22 protein-coding genes are annotated in these 18578 nt (G+C 38.5%); 7 read left to right on the forward strand and 15 right to left on the reverse strand.

The window, feature by feature from the left end; translation table 11 throughout:
* Positions 1-225: 225 nt before the first annotated feature.
* From MKX62_RS05870 to MKX62_RS05905, 8 genes are all read right to left on the reverse strand, one after another.
* A complete protein-coding gene (locus MKX62_RS05870; protein ID WP_338654817.1) occupies positions 226-810 on the reverse strand; it encodes a hypothetical protein in 585 nt (194 codons plus the stop codon).
* Complete coding sequence (locus MKX62_RS05875; protein WP_422397641.1) at positions 779-907, reverse strand: toxin C-terminal domain-containing protein; 129 nt, start codon at positions 905-907, stop codon at positions 779-781. Before MKX62_RS05875 ends, MKX62_RS05870 begins: the two co-directional genes overlap by 32 nt.
* A gap of 33 nt (positions 908-940) precedes the next feature.
* Positions 941-1438, reverse strand: a complete 498-nt coding sequence (locus tag MKX62_RS05880; RefSeq protein ID WP_338654816.1) for a hypothetical protein — start codon at positions 1436-1438, stop codon at positions 941-943.
* Between the two features lie 291 nt (positions 1439-1729).
* The gene (locus tag MKX62_RS05885) at positions 1730-2395 is read right to left on the reverse strand and encodes a DUF3885 domain-containing protein (RefSeq protein ID WP_338654814.1); all 666 of its coding nucleotides are present in this window, start codon (positions 2393-2395) and stop codon (positions 1730-1732) included.
* 116 nt (positions 2396-2511) lie between these two features.
* Entirely contained in the window at positions 2512-2691 is a 180-nt protein-coding gene (locus tag MKX62_RS05890) for a hypothetical protein (RefSeq protein WP_338654812.1), read from the reverse strand.
* A 243-nt stretch (positions 2692-2934) separates the two neighbouring features.
* A complete protein-coding gene (locus MKX62_RS05895; RefSeq protein ID WP_340741031.1) occupies positions 2935-3201 on the reverse strand; it encodes a hypothetical protein in 267 nt (88 codons plus the stop codon).
* A gap of 115 nt (positions 3202-3316) precedes the next feature.
* On the reverse strand, positions 3317-3547 hold the full coding sequence (locus tag MKX62_RS05900; protein ID WP_340741032.1) for a hypothetical protein: 231 nt from the start codon (positions 3545-3547) through the stop codon (positions 3317-3319).
* A 294-nt stretch (positions 3548-3841) separates the two neighbouring features.
* The gene (locus MKX62_RS05905; RefSeq protein WP_340741033.1) at positions 3842-4345 is read right to left on the reverse strand and encodes a hypothetical protein; all 504 of its coding nucleotides are present in this window, start codon (positions 4343-4345) and stop codon (positions 3842-3844) included.
* 502 nt (positions 4346-4847) lie between these two features.
* Between MKX62_RS05905 and MKX62_RS05910 the strand changes: the two genes are divergently transcribed.
* Positions 4848-5411 (forward strand): helix-turn-helix domain-containing protein, encoded by a 564-nt coding sequence (locus MKX62_RS05910; protein WP_340741034.1) that lies wholly within the window; start codon positions 4848-4850, stop codon positions 5409-5411.
* Positions 5375-6241, forward strand: coding sequence for an IS3 family transposase (locus MKX62_RS05915; RefSeq protein WP_340742551.1), 867 nt, complete (start codon positions 5375-5377; stop codon positions 6239-6241). Before MKX62_RS05910 ends, MKX62_RS05915 begins: the two co-directional genes overlap by 37 nt.
* Positions 6242-6588: 347 nt before the next feature.
* Here the strand turns inward: MKX62_RS05915 and MKX62_RS05920 are convergent, their stop codons facing one another.
* The 7 genes from MKX62_RS05920 to MKX62_RS05950 form a co-directional block, all read right to left on the reverse strand.
* On the reverse strand, positions 6589-6945 hold the full coding sequence (locus MKX62_RS05920) for a YxeA family protein (RefSeq protein WP_340741035.1): 357 nt from the start codon (positions 6943-6945) through the stop codon (positions 6589-6591).
* Entirely contained in the window at positions 6942-7997 is a 1056-nt protein-coding gene (locus MKX62_RS05925) for a DUF418 domain-containing protein (protein ID WP_340741036.1), read from the reverse strand. The genes MKX62_RS05920 and MKX62_RS05925 overlap by 4 nt, the downstream gene beginning before the upstream one ends.
* A 53-nt stretch (positions 7998-8050) precedes the next feature.
* Positions 8051-9190: a VanZ family protein gene (locus tag MKX62_RS05930; RefSeq protein ID WP_067213501.1), complete on the reverse strand. Its 1140-nt coding sequence runs from the start codon at positions 9188-9190 to the stop codon at positions 8051-8053.
* A 136-nt stretch (positions 9191-9326) separates the two neighbouring features.
* Entirely contained in the window at positions 9327-11306 is a 1980-nt protein-coding gene (locus MKX62_RS05935; RefSeq protein WP_338654797.1) for an ABC transporter permease, read from the reverse strand.
* On the reverse strand, positions 11284-12072 hold the full coding sequence (locus MKX62_RS05940) for an ABC transporter ATP-binding protein (RefSeq protein ID WP_187046110.1): 789 nt from the start codon (positions 12070-12072) through the stop codon (positions 11284-11286). Before MKX62_RS05940 ends, MKX62_RS05935 begins: the two co-directional genes overlap by 23 nt.
* A 102-nt stretch (positions 12073-12174) precedes the next feature.
* Positions 12175-13197, reverse strand: coding sequence for a sensor histidine kinase (locus MKX62_RS05945; RefSeq protein ID WP_231885734.1), 1023 nt, complete (start codon positions 13195-13197; stop codon positions 12175-12177).
* A 15-nt stretch (positions 13198-13212) separates the two neighbouring features.
* Entirely contained in the window at positions 13213-13896 is a 684-nt protein-coding gene (locus MKX62_RS05950) for a response regulator transcription factor (RefSeq protein WP_187046111.1), read from the reverse strand.
* 246 nt (positions 13897-14142) lie between these two features.
* On the opposite strand from MKX62_RS05950, the gene MKX62_RS05955 reads away from it, so the two are divergent.
* From MKX62_RS05955 to MKX62_RS05975, 5 genes are all read left to right on the forward strand, one after another.
* Positions 14143-15273, forward strand: coding sequence for a betaine/proline/choline family ABC transporter ATP-binding protein (locus tag MKX62_RS05955; protein ID WP_067213506.1), 1131 nt, complete (start codon positions 14143-14145; stop codon positions 15271-15273).
* Complete coding sequence (locus tag MKX62_RS05960) at positions 15270-15923, forward strand: ABC transporter permease (protein WP_067213507.1); 654 nt, start codon at positions 15270-15272, stop codon at positions 15921-15923. The genes MKX62_RS05955 and MKX62_RS05960 overlap by 4 nt, the downstream gene beginning before the upstream one ends.
* Positions 15924-15925: 2 nt before the next feature.
* Entirely contained in the window at positions 15926-16816 is an 891-nt protein-coding gene (locus tag MKX62_RS05965) for a glycine betaine ABC transporter substrate-binding protein (protein WP_187046112.1), read from the forward strand.
* Between the two features lie 172 nt (positions 16817-16988).
* Positions 16989-17894, forward strand: coding sequence for a hypothetical protein (locus tag MKX62_RS05970; RefSeq protein ID WP_338654791.1), 906 nt, complete (start codon positions 16989-16991; stop codon positions 17892-17894).
* A 24-nt stretch (positions 17895-17918) separates the two neighbouring features.
* On the forward strand, positions 17919-18548 hold the full coding sequence (locus MKX62_RS05975; protein WP_338654789.1) for a DUF4129 domain-containing protein: 630 nt from the start codon (positions 17919-17921) through the stop codon (positions 18546-18548).
* Positions 18549-18578: the final 30 nt, after the last annotated feature.

Raw genomic sequence — 18578 nt, forward strand, 5'->3', positions numbered from 1 at the left:
GGCTCATACATCCTGATCCTTGTTCTTGTACTTGGCATGGATGTATGAAGAATGCACGATCGGTTGACATAACACCCGTTCACGGAAGTAGTTAACTCCATTACTATTGAGTAATGGAGTTTGTACGAATATAAATACAGATAACTTGTGAAACAAAAAGCACTTCAGTTCAGATATATGAATAGGTCGCTTTTTAGCAAATCATCTTATATTTGATTTCTGATTTCAACTTAAAGGTTCATCGTAATAAGTATCAAAAATACCATTATAATTCATTTTTAAGTTTTTAATATTTTTAGGGTCTGTAGAAAGTATATTGATTACGTCTCCACTCCCCCCGAAATGGATTAGATACTTACTCGTAACAATAATAAATAAAGCTCTTGAGGCGCGATCATTTTTATAGAGCAGTACATCTGTTGTATATAACATCAAATCATTTACTGAAACATCTTTTATTAAAGCAATTTTGCCAAAGCCCTTTTCAAAATCAATTTCTTCACTAGTGATCTTGTATTCCTTCCAATTGGTCAACCGGATGCGCTTTGATAAGTTATTAGAGATGTATTTATTTCTTCTATTACGTCCTAGAGTTATAAAAAGATCGACTGTTGGTTCATCAAATGTAAGGTAATTGATAAACTTTTGAATGCCTTTTACTCGAACTTCTCTAAAATAATCTGTTGCGAATCTAACTCGATTTTCCATCGGTGAATTAAAATACATTGAAGAACCCCACGGTTCAGTTAGTAGAACTCCAGACTTAGTATTAATGAACTTAGTCGCCGACACGGTTAAGGTCTTTATCATATGTACCACTCCTTGTTGATTTAGAACAGACATTTTTTGGTGAACAACCACCTTTCCAAGCTCCAACACCAGTATGATTATCTAAATCACGAGATATATAACCTGGTCCATTTTTGGTTTTTTTACCCTTTTAAAAAATAGCTACACCATCTTTACATGTCTCATTTGCTTTAGTATATCCTAGTTTGTCTGCGGCCTTTTTTGCTTCTCCATCTGTCTTGTATACAGGTTCAGGTTTAGAAAAAAGTAAATTTATGATATTCTTTGCAACTGAAGTAGTGGCTTCCCACATCACATCTCCAATAATAACAGCACCTGTTACAAGTACCATAACTGTTCCAATACCCGGGATGACATATTTACCAGCCGCTATGGTTCCTCCATAAACAGTATATATATCATCTCCTTGATAATCTTCTAATAAAACTCCTTCATCGGATGACTCTAACTCTTTTATTATTTCGAGTACTTTCAAATCATACTCAGTAAGCTCACTTTGTGGGCTCTCTTCCAGTCGGTTAAGATCGGTGGAAGTTAGAACCTCTCTTTCTTTTGCACTTGCTAAAGGAACCAAAATAGTGGTGCTGAATAAAACTAAAAGACTTAATAACGTAATAACTTTTTTCATCTTTTTGCCACGTCTTATCCTCTTTCTGCAACAAAATAGAAGAAAAATATACATTAAATTTGGTGAAATGATACATAATACCCCGTATTTAGTTGATCCCGTGTGTAATAATCGATTTTGGCTTTAAAGTAAATATTTGGAGGTAGTTACAACGGGAAATGTCCCAACTCTACTGGCAGACTTCCACGTAGAGAAAGAAATCGTTCGAAAAGAAACCAAATTGGCTATACTCGAATTTTATTTGGGTGAAATCAATTTGATGCTTATTGATTTCTTGGATTTATTGAATACTTACATTCCTAATCCTTTTTCTATCCTTTCTCGGTCGACTTCATCTACCCAGTCATAGTGTTTTTCATAAAGTGGACGTAATTTTTCAGCTGTCAGTGCGATTACCTCACATCCACGGTCATCATATACAAAAAATATAATATCTTTCGTAGTATTCACAAAGAAAACATCAGGGTAGTAAACAGAATCACATCCAAATCTTGGTTTCATAGGTGGGAAATCTTCATTTAGCGAGGCTTTTAGTAATCCCTCCAAGTTTATATCGCTTACTTTGCACTGTAAGGAAAACTGTTGCATCTCATAATCTTCTTTCTCATCTTCTTCGAATGGATAAGGATATGTTTTGGATTGAAGTTTCTTTAAAATGTTTTTATCCCTCAAGTTCGGCTGATATACCTTTAATTTTGTTGTTTGCTGTTGTTTTTTCCACTTGTAGTTATTCGTGACAAGGATCAGATCATCATTTTGATCGAATAGCTCATCAAATATTTTGAATGTTTGTTTATATGCTGTACTGAACATTTCTAAATTGAGTTCACCGTTTTCCTTGAATTGATAGATTCCTTCCCCTAGTGAAAAGTGAATGCCAATATCCCATTGATAATAGACACTTGGGACTAATACTACAGTCGGGAACTTTTCATTTAAATAGTCTACGATTTTCATTTATTCATTCTTCCCTCTTTAATTAAAAAATATTTTAGTTCCTATTGATGGATTTGGCCCGATTGCGATATAGATACAATCGCTTATAAAGCAATCGCGCCCCATTGCAATACAATCTATTCAATATCCTGTATGTGATTTCCTTCCTCGTCTATCTGGAAAAGGCCACCACCGAAATACCATCCTTTTTCTTCAATAAATTCAATAAAAGCATTGGGAAACTCCTCCTCGCTTAAATCTTCATCATTGCTAGAATAAATACAGCCATCTAGTCTAATTCCAATGGGTCTCTTCAATATCTAAAACCTCCACAGTAAGAACTCTATTTAGCATTTCATCAACAATCGCGCCCGATAACGGAATACGCTAATCCCAACAATTAAAAATTACTTCTCCGTTTATATTCGGTCCCCAATGTTTCGCATTTTTCAATTCAATCTCTGCTAAGTCATGAGAATTCGGGTTAAAGGGTTCATTTAGAAATGTGGTTTCTAAAACTGTATAGTATGTTCTCAATTCGGTCATTAAATCTTCATGATCTAAAAAATGAATTTGAAGTTCATTTTCATATGAAGCAATGGCAACGGTGGGAAATGCTCATGAAGTAAAATGGTTATTGTATTTTCATCTTTCTTTATATCCAAGCGAAAATAATTTAATGGATAACTGGGAGGAATATAGCCAATTACTTTGCCTTGAAGTTTCCTAGCAATTTCGTATCCTAACTTTTCGAATAGGTTTCCATCCATCTTATTTAAATCCATCTTGCTATTTGCCAGACCTGTAATATTCATTGGTAACCGCATTTATTATATCTCCTTTCCATAACCAATCTTCTAACTGTCATAGATATAAACTCCATTTGAGTCAGAAAGGCTTTGCAACAATCTGGCCCGATTGTTGAAGATTATCCGATCATTTTCACGATTGATTATCTACAACAAAGCGCAACATTCTTTTTGATACAGAAATAACATCTTCCTGATTAAAAATCATACAGGCTGTACCTCCACCATATTTCTCGTGTTCAAACTCGCCAAGGACTGTCACATATCCCTCTTCAAAAAAATAAATGAGTTCCCCATCATGTTCTTCAACAGCACTTAAATCGTTAAATAAATATGCTTTAAGTGGTCTGTCATAAAATCTCATTACACCACGTCCTCTACTTTGCTCTGTAAAATGGCCCGATTGCTGAACGACCTTGTATAAACCATGCAAACCAGGTTAACATAACGCCAGTTCTCGGAAGTTGATCATACGCCATAACCCCTTATAAACCCTCATTTCATCTCCAACGGTCCTTTGTTTTCTGTATGCATCAAATATACATTGTTGAGTTAACGGGGTTTCTGGTGAACGTCAGGCCTGTCTACATGAATAATTATGCAGATTCACCTCAACGATAAGCAGATAAAAAAACCTCCCTGGAAAGTCATGGGGGGGTCATTCGAATTTATCCATGAAATCAGCCAATGCTAAATGTAAAATATCCGATTTATTGAGACGTTCTGCTTCGCAAAACACATCGGAACGCTCCCCGATACTTTGATCAATTACAATGGTCTTTCGCGTTTTCTTTTCTTGTGGAAGCTGTTTAATGCGATCGTGAAGCGTTGGCTCCATTTCGATTGTTGGAGCTGATTCTTGCCATGATTTTAACATCTCTTTGATGGCCCATATTTCGTCTTCAGTGAATTGCTCAAGAATAGCATGTGAATCTGTCATGACTATCTTGGGAACCGGTTGTGAATGAGGTTTCTTGGCCGATGATTTGGGTTTCACAAAGTCGAAAATGCTTTGATCAAGTGGTTCATCGCTGTCGCCAACGAAGGTCCACCCCCTCGGAGTTGCACTACTGTATTTATAGTCTGCTGTATTCAATGCGCTCGCAAGAGGATCCTTTCTAATGCCATCGATTTGCTTAGCTACATCCGTATGTACGTCCATATAAAATCATTCGCTAGACCAACCATTAGCGCATCCATAAACATAGTGATACCTCACTTTCTCATTAAGATTTTTATTATTCTCTACCCCAAAACAGAAATAATCCACCTTATTTTGTTCGCTAACCATTAGCCTTTCGCGACAAGCACCTAAACAAACGTGAGTAATAAAATAAACATTTCGCTTTGAAAAAGTGGAAAATTAAAATTTGGAAACCTCTGTCTGATACTTCTTTTATCGACAGGCGGATTTTATATTTCTCACATTCCTTCTATTTTTAATATCCGAAAAAAGTAAAATTGCATCTTAAAGATGGAGGGAATATCAAATTAAAAAGAATGCTTGTATTATTTAAGCCTTGTTAGGAATCTTTGGACTTTCACCTCACAAATTTCAACTTTTTGTAAATAGTAACACAATTTCCAATCGCTAGTAAAAACACCGGATTGGTACCGCACCCTAAAAGTTAGAGCTAAAAATCTAACTCTTGGGGTGTTTTTATATGGCGAAATATAGCGATGAATTTAAGTTAATAATTGTAAAAGAATATCTTGAAGGGTTCCTAGGATATCAGCGGTTAGCTCAAAAATACGGCATGCCTGACAAGTCCCCAATTCAAAAATGGGTTAATTCTTATCAAGCTCTAGGTAAGGACAGTTTGCGTAGAAATTATTCTAAAAAGGAATACTCTGTTCAATTTAAGCTAGATGTATTAAACTTTAAGAAAGAAACAGGCGCTTCTTACCAGGAAACCGCAGATAGATTTTCCATACCTGAAAGGTCTATAATTGCAAACTGGAATAGAATCTTTCTTAAGAAAGGAGTAGAAGGGCTTGAACCTAAACCGAAAGGACGTCCTTCTATGTCTAAAAAAACTAAGTCTAACCCACCAAAAAAAGAAAAAGGAATAGAACGAGAAGAACAATTAGAACGGGAAATTGAACTTCTTCGACTTGAGGTTTCCTATTTAAAAAAGTTGAAAGCTTTTCAGGAGAATCCGGATGCCTATCTCGAAAAGCACAAGCAGCGCTGGCGTTTGAACTCAAGCAAGAAGGATTCAAATTAAAAGATACTTTGGAAATAGTTGATATTCCTGAAGCGACTTATCACTATCATATTAAGCAATTGATGAAAGATGATCCCGATAAAGAGATCAAAGAATTAATAACAACGTTATTTCACCAACATGAAGGAAGATATGGGTATCGACGAATTTATCTTGCTTTAAGAGCTAAAGGGATCAAAATAAATCATAAAAAAGTACAACGGCTGATGAAAGTTATTGGTTTGAAATGTATTAAGTTTACCCGCAAGTCACGTCGTTACAATTCATATAAAGGAAAAGTGGGTAAGGTGGCTAAAAACCTTTTAAATCGTCGATTTAGTACGACGATACCCCTACAAAAATTGGTCACGGATATAACCGAATTTAAGTGCTTAGGCAACGAAAAACTTTACTTGAATCCAATTCTAGATCTATACAATGGTGAAATTATCTCTTATGGTATTTCAAACAAGCCAACCCTAGAATTGGTTCTTCAGCCATTACATGAAGCGGTAGAGATCATTAAAAGAGAAGCAAAATATCGTACGACTATTCATTCAGATCAAGGTTGGCATTACCAGCACAATAAATGGGTGACAATATTAAAGAGAAACAAGTTTTTTCAAAGTATGTCGAGAAAAGCAACATGCGAAGATAATGCGTCAATGGAGAATTACTTTGGGATTATGAAGCAAGAAATGTATCATGGCGAGGCATTATTATCTTATGGTGAGCTTAAACAGAAAATCGAAAAGTATATTTATTATTATAACAATGAACGAATTAAATTAAAATTGGTCGGTTTAAGCCCAGTAGAATACCGGACTCGAACCAACCAATCAGCTGCATAATTAAAACTCTAACTTTCGGGGGTCACCACCATTCCTAATTGGAATCCGGTGTTTTTATAGTCTGATGCTTTCCTATTCTGCTAATTCAAGGAATTTCAAATAACTAATCCGTTTACACTTGATTGTCGCCATTTTGTTCGACTAACCTTCCAGTGAAATGTTTACTACTTTTTCCGTATATAGTTGATACAGTGATACCGAAGATAACGATATCGATGTCGTTTTCGAAATAGAAACCCAATACTCATACTTTAACCTTTAACGCGATTATCAAAGTTGCTATAGCAATTATCTGTATAATATTCATGATTTAATAAATATTAATCACCTTAGAATTCATCTTTCATTCAATTCAACATGTCCTTTGCCTTTGCGGGAATCTCTTCCTTTTTCACTTCTTGATAGGAAGTTACTCCCTTTCCTTTCTTTATAAACAACTCCAAATATGCATCTTTACGCAATTCATGATCACCTGTAAACGTAAACTCTTTTTCATTTCCTTTTTTATCAAATGCAGGCAGTGTGTATTCGTATCGAACATATAGCTCTCCGCTAGGTGATTGGTCCTCGAGTTTAGTACTACTTTCCGTGATTTGAACATAATAACTTTCTGCGCCTAATCGATTGAATCCCACTGATCTCAAGGCTATTAGGAAACCAATGATAACAACTATGATTGCAATTGCTGCGAATACTTTCTTCATGATTTTGCTCCTATTCTATTTGTAGTTGGATTTTTTCGTCCATAGGTCATAAGACGCCATACTTTCTCCAATGGCCCCATCTTGAAAAATTTAAACCATAGGACACTAAAAAGTATTTGGATAATGAAAATAACACTGGCAATCAAGACGATCTGACTTGAAGATGCAAATTTGATGCCCATTAGTGACATGATTGTCAATGCAATGAAACTTTGAGCAACATAGTTAGTCAAAGCCATTTGACCAACGCGGGCAACAGGTTGAAGTAAATGTACAATGGTTTTATTTTCTAGCAATAAGAACATCGTTGCCAGATAAAACAGCACGGTAGGAATTGTGCCAAGAGAAATGATTAACTCCACACTATCTACACCTTGTTGCTTTGCTATCCAAATCCATACAGAAAAACCAATGACGATTGGCAGTGTCACAATCTGAATCCATCTGACTTGCTTTTGCAATCGGCCAATTTGTCGTGGCCAGTCCGCTTTTGCAACTAAGAAACCTGCCAAAAACATAATGTAGACCAGCACTGTATCATTTCCGATTGAAGCCATGGAACTGGCCATTGTCGGAATGACTAACGCCATAATCAGCGCAATCAGGTAAACGCAAGTGAAGCCTGCCAGCCATTTTTTGATGGTCGAGATTTGTACCCTGTAAAATGGGAGGAGAAGAAATCCGATAACAGCATAGGCTGCTAAAATAGATCCCCAAAATATGATTGCGTGAATGATACCGAGTACCAATAAGCTAAGCAAACGGCGAACAAAACGCCATCTTGGCTTATCTCCACGCTGCTGGGCACGTGATGTAAAAATGTAGAAACCGATACCGAACAGGAAGGAGAATATGGAGAAGAATTTCTTTTCCACCAGGATATGAATGAGCATATCTACATAATGATTCATACCACTATTTACGGGGAGAATATCACCTTCCATAACAACTTGATAAGCAGGTATGTTAATAAGCATAATACCAAACAATGCGATTCCACGGATAATATCCAATGAAATAATTCGTTCTTTTTTTGCGATTGATGGGTTCATCCAACATTCCTCTTTCTCACAGGTAGAATAAGAATTCCGCCTTCTTTATTCATTTAATTTTTTGTATGTCTTCTTAAAGAAATTATATTGCTATACTCATTAAAATAAAGTGGCTTGTCTTTTTTTATCCAACGAATTAGTATATGTCCGATTACAGTCATCCATAAAAGCACTGATAAAAAAACAAGTCCGATTGAGAAAAGGAGTAACAGTAATTCTGCTTGACTTGCAAACTGATTTGCTACACCTGCAAGTCCACTGAAGAAATAAGGCAAGTAAATCGCAAGGTATCGTCTGCTTAAACTTGTAAACCATTTGGTCGTGTCGGGCTGTAATTTCATCCGAACAATTCTTGAACCTAGTGTATAGCCCTTCCAAATCATCGGTACAATTACAATTCCCACAAATAGGACAACCGTAAAGAGCGCAAATTCGGTAAACGTACCTGTCCATTTCATCACATTCATAACAACACCCGTGATGAACCTAACTAGAATAATATCCAAAACAAGTCCAAAAAGTTGTGCACCTATGGTCGATTGTTCTTCATTCATATGCGTTTCATCCTCTTCATTTAACTTATCTCTTGAAGGAATAAACGCTAAAAACAGGGGTGCAAAAAGAAAGCCAAGAAAGGTGCCAAGTGTATTCGCCATTAGATCATCGACATCAAACAGCCGGTATGGACATGTAAAAATCCCAAAAACACCCGTTAACTGCGTAATTTCAAAAAACAAAGACACGCCGAATCCAATGAAAATCACATAAAACCATTTGTCCTTCGTTTTGAATAAATAACGTAAAAACACGCCAGCTGGAAATAATAGGAGTACATTAAATACGACTTGATACACCGAGAGAGCCCCAACCAATGATTTATATGAAGAGGGCCTTGACCAAACTACACCTGTATCATGTGCTATATCCTGGATGAATTGAAACGGTCGTAATTGCATATACGACATTATCGGATCTGCAAATTGACAATTATTCCGTACTATAGGTAAGGGTAAAATCACAAGAAAAAAGGCACTTAAACTGTAAAACAGGAAACTAATTATCAAAAACGTACGCCAAAAACTAATGTACCCATATTTTCGGTATTGGTAGATTGCCCAAGGCAAAGTCAAAAATGATGCGAGCATAAAACAGACAATAAATGCGATGAAAATTGGCATTATATGAGTTTGCAATTAATCCCCCCCTTCCTAACCATTACCTCTAACGTATTCTTGAAATGAATCCCTTTTATCGGAAATGGCACCCAATCCACTTTTACATGAAAGAGTGCCACTTCGAAATTAGAACTATTCGTAAAGTTAAAATCAATTATAGTGCGGCTTTCACCGTTTTCCGATAATAGCCGACAGTCAAGAATGCGAATACGAGGTAAATCAATGCATAAAGGCCCATAGCAATCGTTGTAGGTACTGTAATATCGGACATGAATAGGAACGACGCCGCTTTTATCGCAAAGATAGAATGCAATAGACCAATCAGTAGCGGCAAGCCAAAGACAAATACTTGTTTGCGGATAATTCCGCGCATAATATCTTTAACCGTAAAGCCAAGTTGACGAAGTGTTGCATAACTTTTTTTCTCTTGTTCAGCTTCCGTCATTTGTTTGAAATACAAAATACTCCCTGTAGAAATTAAGAACACCAACCCTAAAAACCCGGCGATAAAGATGAGAAGTCCATTACTTTGCATGGATTTTACATACGTCAAATAATAATCGGTGCCGTATGACGACACGGTGTCTTGATTTGGGTTGCGGATAGAAGATGCAATGGCAAGTTGGTCTTTGTCTACTACATTAAAAACGCGGACATTCCTTACTATACTCTCTGGGGTCATCTCTACTATTTTTTCTGGTTTCATCGTTCTTTTATACTTTTCAAAATCGGCATCACTCACTACAAGTTGAGATCCCCAAACTGCGTTCACAACGTCCCCTTCACCATATTTCACAGCGGTAAATATGCTTTCTGTTTCACCGCTTGTAATATACATCTCGAATGGTATCTTTATATCTTTTGCCATAGCCACCATGGAAGCATTATGAAAAATGACAGATCCATCTTTTGGTGATTCAACTTCGAGACCTGCTTGTTGTAATTGCTTAGCATTTACAAAATAGGCATTAAAAGTTTCTTCCCTCATATCAAGAAAAGAAGGAAAGACATCTTTTTCATGAGTTCCTTCCACTCCGAGTAATTCGATTGTCCCAGTTGTATAATCAATTCCATTTTCTTTTAACTCAACCTCAAAGTCCACTGCAGATATTTCGTTGTCTGAAAGCGGTGTTGCCGCTCCTTCTTCAAACGCAAAATCGAATGGCATCATGTAGCGCGTTTCTTTTTCCGTTGAATAATAAAGCGAATAAGAACCTGCAAGCATCGCTAATGTCATTGCAGATAAAACTGTAATAATGGTGAGCGAGTTCGCATTCCCTTTTAGACGGTGCATGAGTGAGGCAAGTGACAAACTATTGGAAAGTCCTAAATGTCCTTGCTTTCTCTTTCGTACTTGATAGAACAACCAACTGATTGTCACGCGGAATAGAAGATAGGTTCCTAATATCGTTGAGAATAAAACGCCAAGCATATTAAAGAATAACAATTCATTCAACATATGTGCCGATAACCAATAACCAAAGACAATCAATCCGATACCAAGAAAAGCAAGTATTGCCGATAGCCCACTTTTCGGCTTCTTCGGCTGTTCCCCTTGTTTGTCTGCATTGAATAGGCTAAGCAATGTATTACGATACACTTTAAACACCATTTGAATCGATGTAAGCGCAATGATAACCACGAATACAAGTGCTGTCTGTAAAACGGCCCCCATCGAAAACGATAGCTCTACAATGTCATTAAAGCCGACCAATTTCATAAGTATCAATAAAAATACTCTGGATAAAAGCATCCCGACACCGATTCCGATAACGAGCGCTCCGGCTCCAAGAAGTGTGTTTTCAATAATAAGGAGCCGTGCAACTGCCCCTTTCGTTAATCCAATCAATTGATACAGTCCTATTTCACTACTTCTTCTCCGAAGGAAAATCGAATTGGCGTAGATAACGAATATGCCAGCAATGAATAGAACCAAAATGCCCGCCACCTTGAATGCGGAATCCATCTTCATGGAGCTATTTGCCTGCTCAATAACTGCAGAATCATATTGCAACGTCGCGAATACAAAGTAAAGGACAACACTGAAAATCAGTGCAAAGAAATACAAATAATAATGCTTGATATTTTTCCGCATACTGCGGATGACAAGATCAAATAGTGTCAACGCTGTCACCCCCGAGAACGCCTTGAACTTTCAGGATTTCCTGGAAGAAGACTTGTCTCGTTTTATCGCCACGGTACAATTCCGAGTAAATGGTGCCGTCTTTCAAAAAGACAACGCGGCTGCAATAGCTCGAAGCAAGTGGGTCATGCGTCACCATCATGATTGTGACGTCCCGCTTTTTATTGACATCCTCTAATGTGCCTAATAGGGAAGATGCTGACTTGGAATCGAGGGCCCCTGTTGGTTCGTCTGCAAATACCATGGAGGGTCTATTAATAAGAGCACGTGCAGCAGATGTCCGCTGTTTTTGACCACCTGAAATTTCGTGCGGGTATTTGTGTGCGAGGTCTTTAATGCCAAGGATGTCTGCGATTGCCGTGAACTCTGCTTCCGCTTCTTTTTTATTCATCTTACCAAGTGATACAGGTAGCAAGATGTTTTCTTTTACAGTTAATGTATCTAGTAAATTATAGTCTTGGAAAATGAATCCTAATTTTTCACGACGAAACGCGGAAAGTTCCCGATCTTTCATCTTCGAAATATCGGAATTACCGATGAGGATAGACCCCTCTGTCGTACGGTCAATCGTTGCAAGGACGTTGAGCAATGTTGTCTTTCCTGCTCCCGAAGAACCCATAATGCCGACAAATTCACCTTCATGGACACGAAGTTCGATGCCTTTTAGTACTTGTTGGACATTGCTGCGTGATCCATAGGACTTTCGAATATTCTGCGCATGCAGAACTGTTTTTTTTGTTGTATGTGTTTTATTCATATAAAATGGCCTCCCTGTTTGCTATGTCCCTATCTTATCCTGCTTAGTTCCTTGGGTCGTTTGATTTGCATGACAAACAGGTCGTCCAACGTTACATAAACGTCACGTTAGTACAGAGTCGAATTCATTCTCAGTCATGAATGTCAGTCGCATCGTCGTTCCTTGCCCCGCTTCGGATTGTGCAGTAAGTGTGATGCCAATCTTGATAGCAACGGTTTGTGCGAGGTAAAGTCCTAGACCTGTTGCTGCATTATGTAGTCTTCCTGTACCGCCAGTGAATCCTTTATCGAATAACCGAGGCAAGTCATGCGATGGAATACCAGGTCCTTCGTCTCTTATAGTTAGAACCACATTGCCACTTTCTACAACGTTTGTTGTGATCCAAATTGTTCCGCCTGACGGACTATACTTCACTGCATTCGTCAACACTTGACGGATTATGAACCGACACCATTTACTATCCGTTACAACTTCAATCGCTTCATCTTCAAATTCGATAGCCATATTTTTTTGCCTGCACCACGATGCAAGCTCGCGCACTTCCGCAGCTACAAGCTGGTGGATGCCGCTTTTCCCGACAACATAATCCGATTCCAAAGAAGGCAAACGGGAAATGTACAACTGCTGGTCGATGAGCAAATGAACACGTAGCCACTCCGTTTCGATTTTCTGCAATGCCGGTTCACTTCGATTGGCTTCAATCACCAATTTCATGGCAGTCAGCGGTGCTTTCACTTCATGTACCCAAGCTGCCGTATAATCACTTTCAATCACGTTAGTTGCTTTTAAATCGTACAATCTTTTCGTATAATCATCCGCAACTTGCCGCAACATCTTATTCGTTATTGTGTCACGTATTGATAACGGCTCCGGCAGCGCTTCTTGCCAATCTTCTTCAATTATTCCATTGGGCGGGATTAATGCTTTCATAAACTTCATTTCCTTGAAATAGCGCCATATGAAAAAAGTGAAGAACACACTCAGCAGTAAAACGTTAAAATACAAAACAGATGAAAATGCCGCATCGATTCCAGCGTCCAGCCAAATAACTATATCCGCAAACCCGAGTGCCGCTATAAAAAAGAGAATCCAACTTTTCATATCCATCAGATAACTTATAAACAAAAAAATAGCCCCTTCCTACAGCGTAGTCGCCATATAGCCCAGTCCTTTTTTCGTGACGATTGCTTCACCGAGGCCCAGTTCCGTGAGCTTTTGACGGAGGCGCGTAACATTCACCGTCAATGTATTATCGTTAACAAAACGTTCATCATCCCATAACTTACGGATTAACTCATCCCGTGAAACAATCTCGTCATTTGATTGAACAAGCACCGCTAATATGAAAAATTCGTTTTTCGTCAATTCGACCTCATTGCCACCTAAACGGATGACACCGCGCTTCATGTCAATCATCGCTCCATTCCATTCGAGTACATCCGGCGCTTCTTCACCGTATGCGTATGTCCTTCTTAAGAGTGCCTGAATTTTTGCAAGCAATACATCTGAATGGAATGGTTTCTGAACATAATCATCCGCTCCCATATTCATCGCCATAACCATATCCATCGGGTGATCCCGCGATGATAGAAAGATAATAGGTACCTTCGAAATTGCACGAATTTCGCGGCACCAATGAAAGCCGTCATAGGAAGGCAACTGAATATCCATAATAACAAGATGCGGTTTTTCATTAATAAAATCGACCATGACATCATGAAAGTCATTCGGTCCAGTTACATTAAAAGACCATTGCCCCAGTCGCTCTTTCAGTGAATCAAATATTGCTTTATCGTCCTCTACGACGAAAATTGTCATATCCATTGCCGATGCACTTCCCTTCTATTATCCATTCTAAAGGAACATACAACAGACAGGCAATTTGGACACTTCCGGGATATCATGCAAAAAAAACTCAAAACCCGCTCCGAATATGATATACTAAAGGAGTGAGACATCACTCCGAACGTTATCTGGAGTGCAAAGTGTCTGCTTTTTTTTAACTCCGAATGATTTTTTCATCTACTATTCGGAAATAAATTCGTTGTGAAAAACTACAGGGAGGTACACATGCTCAAATTTGAAAATGTAAGCAAAGTGTTCGATGGTGGATTTCAAGCAGTAAAATCTGTCAGTTTCGATATTCCAACAGGAGAGTTTCTTGTCCTCATTGGACCAAGTGGTTCCGGAAAGTCGACAACAATGAAAATGATTAACAGAATGGAGCCCCACACAAGCGGTAAAATCACAATTAACGGTAAGGATACCAACTCCTACAACGCCTCTGAACTACGCCGGAACATCGGGTATGTCATTCAGCAAATCGGGCTTTTCCCCCACTATACAATTGAAAAAAACATTGCAATAGTACCCCAGCTAAAAGGTTGGAACGACAAAGAAATTAAGGCGCGCGTTAACGAACTTCTTGAATTAGTTGGTCTTGATCCTGAAATTTATGCAACTCGCTATCCAAAGGAACTTTCAGGCGGACAACAGCAGCGTATCGGTATCGCAAGAGCGCTTGCAGCAGATCCTGATGTTATTCTGATGGATGAACCCTTTAGTGCACTCGATCCACTGACACGTGAACAACTTCAAAATGAATTTCTCTCCTTGCACAAGAAGTTGAAAAAAACGATTGTTTTTGTTACACATGATATGGATGAAGCGCTAAAAATGGGCGATCGCATCGCCATTATGAAAGATGGTAAGCTGCTACAGTTGGACACCCCAGAGAAATTACTTCACGAACCAGCCCACGGCTTTGTAGAGGAGTTCATAGGGAAACATCGGATTATCCAAAACCCTGAACTCATGCCCGTTATCGACATCATGTCAGAATCGGTTTACACCGCTCTCCCTCAATGGTCACCTGAGAAAGCACTTTCATTCATCCGTCAGCGAAAAATTACGAATCTTATCGTTGTCGATGATGACAATATATTAGTTGGAATTGTATCCGCACATGATCTTATTAAAAAATTAGACGACATTAAAATAATTGAAGAGATCATGGTTTCGCGAGAGCCATTTTTATATGACACTTCGACGGCTAAAGACGCTATTATCATGATGAATGAAGCACCTTACGGCATTCTTCCAGTCATCGATAAAACGCAAAAATTAGTAGGCGTTGTTACACGAGGTTCGCTGTTGTCCGCCATGTCCAGCCAGTGGACAGAAACGGGGGATATCCAATGAATAAATTAACTATTTGGCAACAACTTGTTGAACAATCTCAAATGCGATGGAAAGAAGTACTTGAGGCGACATCAGTCCATATTCAACTTGTTTTCTTCTCGATGCTTATTGCCATTGTCCTCGGTATTACACTTGGTATTCTTATTACACGCGTTCCGAAGCTCACGACAATCGTACTTGGCGGTGCGGGCGTTATGCAGACAATTCCAAGTCTTGCATTGCTCGGTTTCATGATCCCGATTTTCGGAATCGGCGTAAAAACAGCAATCGCTGCCCTATTCCTCTATTCCTTATTGCCGATTATCCGAAACACGTACACTGGTATTAAAGATGTCGACAAAGCAACAACCGAGGCTGCAAAAGGGATGGGTATGACAAGCATGCAAGTCTTGTTAAAAGTGGAACTACCACTTGCGATCCCCGTTATCATGGCTGGTATCCGTACAGCAGCAGTCATTAACGTCGGAACAGCAACACTTGCCGCTTTCATCGGAGCAGGTGGACTCGGTGATTTCATCTTCCTAGGTATTACTCGTGGAATTGATGGTTTGATTTTACTTGGGGCAATCCCGGCAGCAATCCTTGCGATTATCCTAGAAACACTCTTTAGTGGGATTGAACGCTGGACAACGCCGAAAGGATTGAAGTAACTATGAAAAAGAAATTCCTAGTTCTATTCTCGACAGTGCTCATTGTGAGTATGCTGTCGGGCTGTATTTTCATCGAAAAAGAGTCACTAACACTCGGTTCACGGAACAATACAGAAAGTATCATTTTGTCACATGTCATGGGGCAATTAATTGAAGATAAAACAGATATTGAAGTCATTTATAAAGAAAACCTTGGCGGCTCCAACGTTGTTTGGAACGCTATGTTAAACGGCCTTATCGACGTTATTCCTGACTATACAGGGACAATCGTCGTCAACTATTACCATGAAGATCCCGGCACAGCCGAAGAAACATTGGAAGCAACGAAACGACTCGTTGATGGCGACGGTATGATTGCGTTCAATACGTTTGGTTTCAACAATACGTATACACTCGCCCTTGATGAATCAAGAGCCGAAGAACTCGGTGTTGTGACATTCAGTGACTTCGCTAAAGTTTCAGAGGACTTCATACTAGGTGCAGTCTTCGAATTCATCGACCGCCCGGATGGTTTACCAGGCTTTCAAGAAGAATACGGACTGAAATTCAAAGACGTCAAAGGCATGGACCATGGTATCATGTACCGTTCCATTGGCGCGAAAGAAGTGGATGTTATCAACTCATATACGACAGACGGTCAGCTACAAGATTATGACTTACGTGTACTAGAGGATGATAAATCCTATTTCCCACCATACCATGCACTTCCAATCGTACGGAAAGAGACGTTAGTGGAGTACCCCGAAATTGAAGAGGTGCTCATTATGCTTGAAGGAATGATTGATGAAGAAGCAATGCAGAAAATGAATGCGAAAGTCGACAATGACGGTATGATGGTCGAACAAGTTGCGGAAAATTTCCTTATTGAGTCAGGATTAATAAAAGAAAAATAAGCCGTGGGTTCGAACACACGGTTGAAAATAAGTACCTTCATGGTGCTTATTTTTTTTGCCTAAAAGCTTAGATGACATGGACTTTTCCGAATACTTCTTCTGGTTCGCAAAACACTCACTATCAAAATAGTGTTAGAATAGTAAATATGAGAATTTTAAGGAGATGAATAAAATGAATGAAAGACTTAACAGACCAAAAGGATTTGGAGAAATCCTTGATCTAACATTTAGTTTGAGCAAAAGCAGGTTTCGGGATTTTTTCATTATTTCCCTTATTTTTATGGGTCCAATTTACTTGATTCAAGCATTGATTAGTCTGGCTTCAGGGGTAAGCTTTTTCAGAGAACTTGGTGCTGGTGAAGCTTGGCATGAAAAAATAATTTCAAGCTTCGAGGGAGCGGAATCCACGGGTCTAGGAGCCGATCTCGGAACTTCTCTTGTAGGAATTACTAGTTTCTTCTTATTTCCAGTCGCTACGGCAGCCATTTTAATAGTCGTTAATCGGATAAGAAAAAATGAAACATACACCATTGGTTCAGTCATTAAACAAGCTTTTTCACGTTACGGTCCTATTATTGGTAGTACCATCTTATTTTCTTTAATAACAATTGGCTTGATCATTATTCCAGTGATTATTTTAGTGTTTTCACTAATAAGCTCCCTTGCCACTTCTTCAACTGTTGGAATAGTTTTAGGGATTATCCTATTCATAGCACTTGCTATCGGTGTTGGCTACCTGTTAACTCGTTGGAGCTTTTATCTTGGATCTGCTGTACTCGGTGAAGGTTCTCCAGGTTTCACAAGAAGTTGGAGACTAACTCGTAAACGCGGGTGGCCATTAATAGGTCTCTATATTATTTTTTCTTTAATTATTGGCGTCATTAGTTTCACAATTGAATTAACTTTCGGCATATTTCTAGGAAGTAGTGTGCTACTTTCGATGATAATATCCCTGGCGAGTATATTTACGACAATGATTTTCTCTGTTGGCTATGCAGTCATGTACCTAGATTTAAAAGTCAGGCATGATGCAGACGATTTAAAAGAAATGATTGATGATTATAACGTGGTTCAATAATGAAACAATTAAAGGTGATAATCTATGGATAATGTAGATGACGCAAGAGATGAACTCGAAAAGATTTTAAACGAAACTGAGTATACGAATTATAGTGATCAGCCCAGTACTATATTTTCGATTTGGTTGGAAAAAGCTAAAAACTGGATTGCAGATCAATTAGACCAGTTGTTTCCTGCATTAAAAACAACGAGTATGTTAGCTGGACCGATTTTGACGATTATTATTGTCATTACGATTCTATTAATGGTAACCGTACTATTTTTTGTTATACGTAATCGTAGTCGAAAAAGGAAGTTCCGTGAGACACCTCCCCTGCAATCAACGCAGGAAATTGATTGGTCATATCAAATGCATGTAACTGAAGCAATGAAACAGGAGGACTTGGAAAAGTTCTCTTCCGCTACTCGTCATCTATTTATAGCATTGCTCCTGTATTTCCATGAAAAAGAATGGTTAGAAGCAAGGATTTGGAAAACTAACTGGGAGTATTATGAAGAATTAAAGAAAGTGAATCAACAATCAGCCGATCAATTTCAACATCTCGCCTATTTTTTCGATGAAGCCACATATGGAGAGCGAGAAGTACAAAAAGAGGACTACGTTCAATTTCAGAAGGAAGTAATGAAATACCTAAGTGAAGCGGATGAATAAGCAAAGCGTTCAGGAGAAAGGAGGAAGGAA

This window comes from Sporosarcina sp. FSL K6-5500 (assembly GCF_038005665.1).
In the GTDB taxonomy this organism is placed as follows: Bacteria; Bacillota; Bacilli; order Bacillales_A; family Planococcaceae; genus Sporosarcina; species Sporosarcina psychrophila.

Excerpts from the sequence above, each read along its gene's own strand:
- MKX62_RS05870 (WP_338654817.1), bottom strand. The coding sequence starts at position 810 with ATGATAAAGACCTTAACCGTGTCGGCGACTAAGTTCATTAATACTAAG.
- MKX62_RS05880 (WP_338654816.1), bottom strand. The coding sequence starts at position 1,438 with ATGAAAAAAGTTATTACGTTATTAAGTCTTTTAGTTTTATTCAGCACC.
- MKX62_RS05885 (WP_338654814.1), bottom strand. The coding sequence starts at position 2,395 with ATGAAAATCGTAGACTATTTAAATGAAAAGTTCCCGACTGTAGTATTA.
- MKX62_RS05895 (WP_340741031.1), bottom strand. The coding sequence starts at position 3,201 with ATGCGGTTACCAATGAATATTACAGGTCTGGCAAATAGCAAGATGGAT.
- MKX62_RS05900 (WP_340741032.1), bottom strand. The coding sequence starts at position 3,547 with ATGAGATTTTATGACAGACCACTTAAAGCATATTTATTTAACGATTTA.
- MKX62_RS05905 (WP_340741033.1), bottom strand. The coding sequence starts at position 4,345 with ATGGACGTACATACGGATGTAGCTAAGCAAATCGATGGCATTAGAAAG.
- MKX62_RS05910 (WP_340741034.1), top strand. The coding sequence starts at position 4,848 with ATGGCGAAATATAGCGATGAATTTAAGTTAATAATTGTAAAAGAATAT.
- MKX62_RS05920 (WP_340741035.1), bottom strand. The coding sequence starts at position 6,945 with ATGAAGAAAGTATTCGCAGCAATTGCAATCATAGTTGTTATCATTGGT.
- MKX62_RS05925 (WP_340741036.1), bottom strand. The coding sequence starts at position 7,997 with ATGAACCCATCAATCGCAAAAAAAGAACGAATTATTTCATTGGATATT.
- MKX62_RS05940 (WP_187046110.1), bottom strand. The coding sequence starts at position 12,072 with ATGAATAAAACACATACAACAAAAAAAACAGTTCTGCATGCGCAGAAT.
- MKX62_RS05950 (WP_187046111.1), bottom strand. The coding sequence starts at position 13,896 with ATGGATATGACAATTTTCGTCGTAGAGGACGATAAAGCAATATTTGAT.
- MKX62_RS05955 (WP_067213506.1), top strand. The coding sequence starts at position 14,143 with ATGCTCAAATTTGAAAATGTAAGCAAAGTGTTCGATGGTGGATTTCAA.
- MKX62_RS05960 (WP_067213507.1), top strand. The coding sequence starts at position 15,270 with ATGAATAAATTAACTATTTGGCAACAACTTGTTGAACAATCTCAAATG.
- MKX62_RS05965 (WP_187046112.1), top strand. The coding sequence starts at position 15,926 with ATGAAAAAGAAATTCCTAGTTCTATTCTCGACAGTGCTCATTGTGAGT.
- MKX62_RS05970 (WP_338654791.1), top strand. The coding sequence starts at position 16,989 with ATGAATGAAAGACTTAACAGACCAAAAGGATTTGGAGAAATCCTTGAT.
- MKX62_RS05975 (WP_338654789.1), top strand. The coding sequence starts at position 17,919 with ATGGATAATGTAGATGACGCAAGAGATGAACTCGAAAAGATTTTAAAC.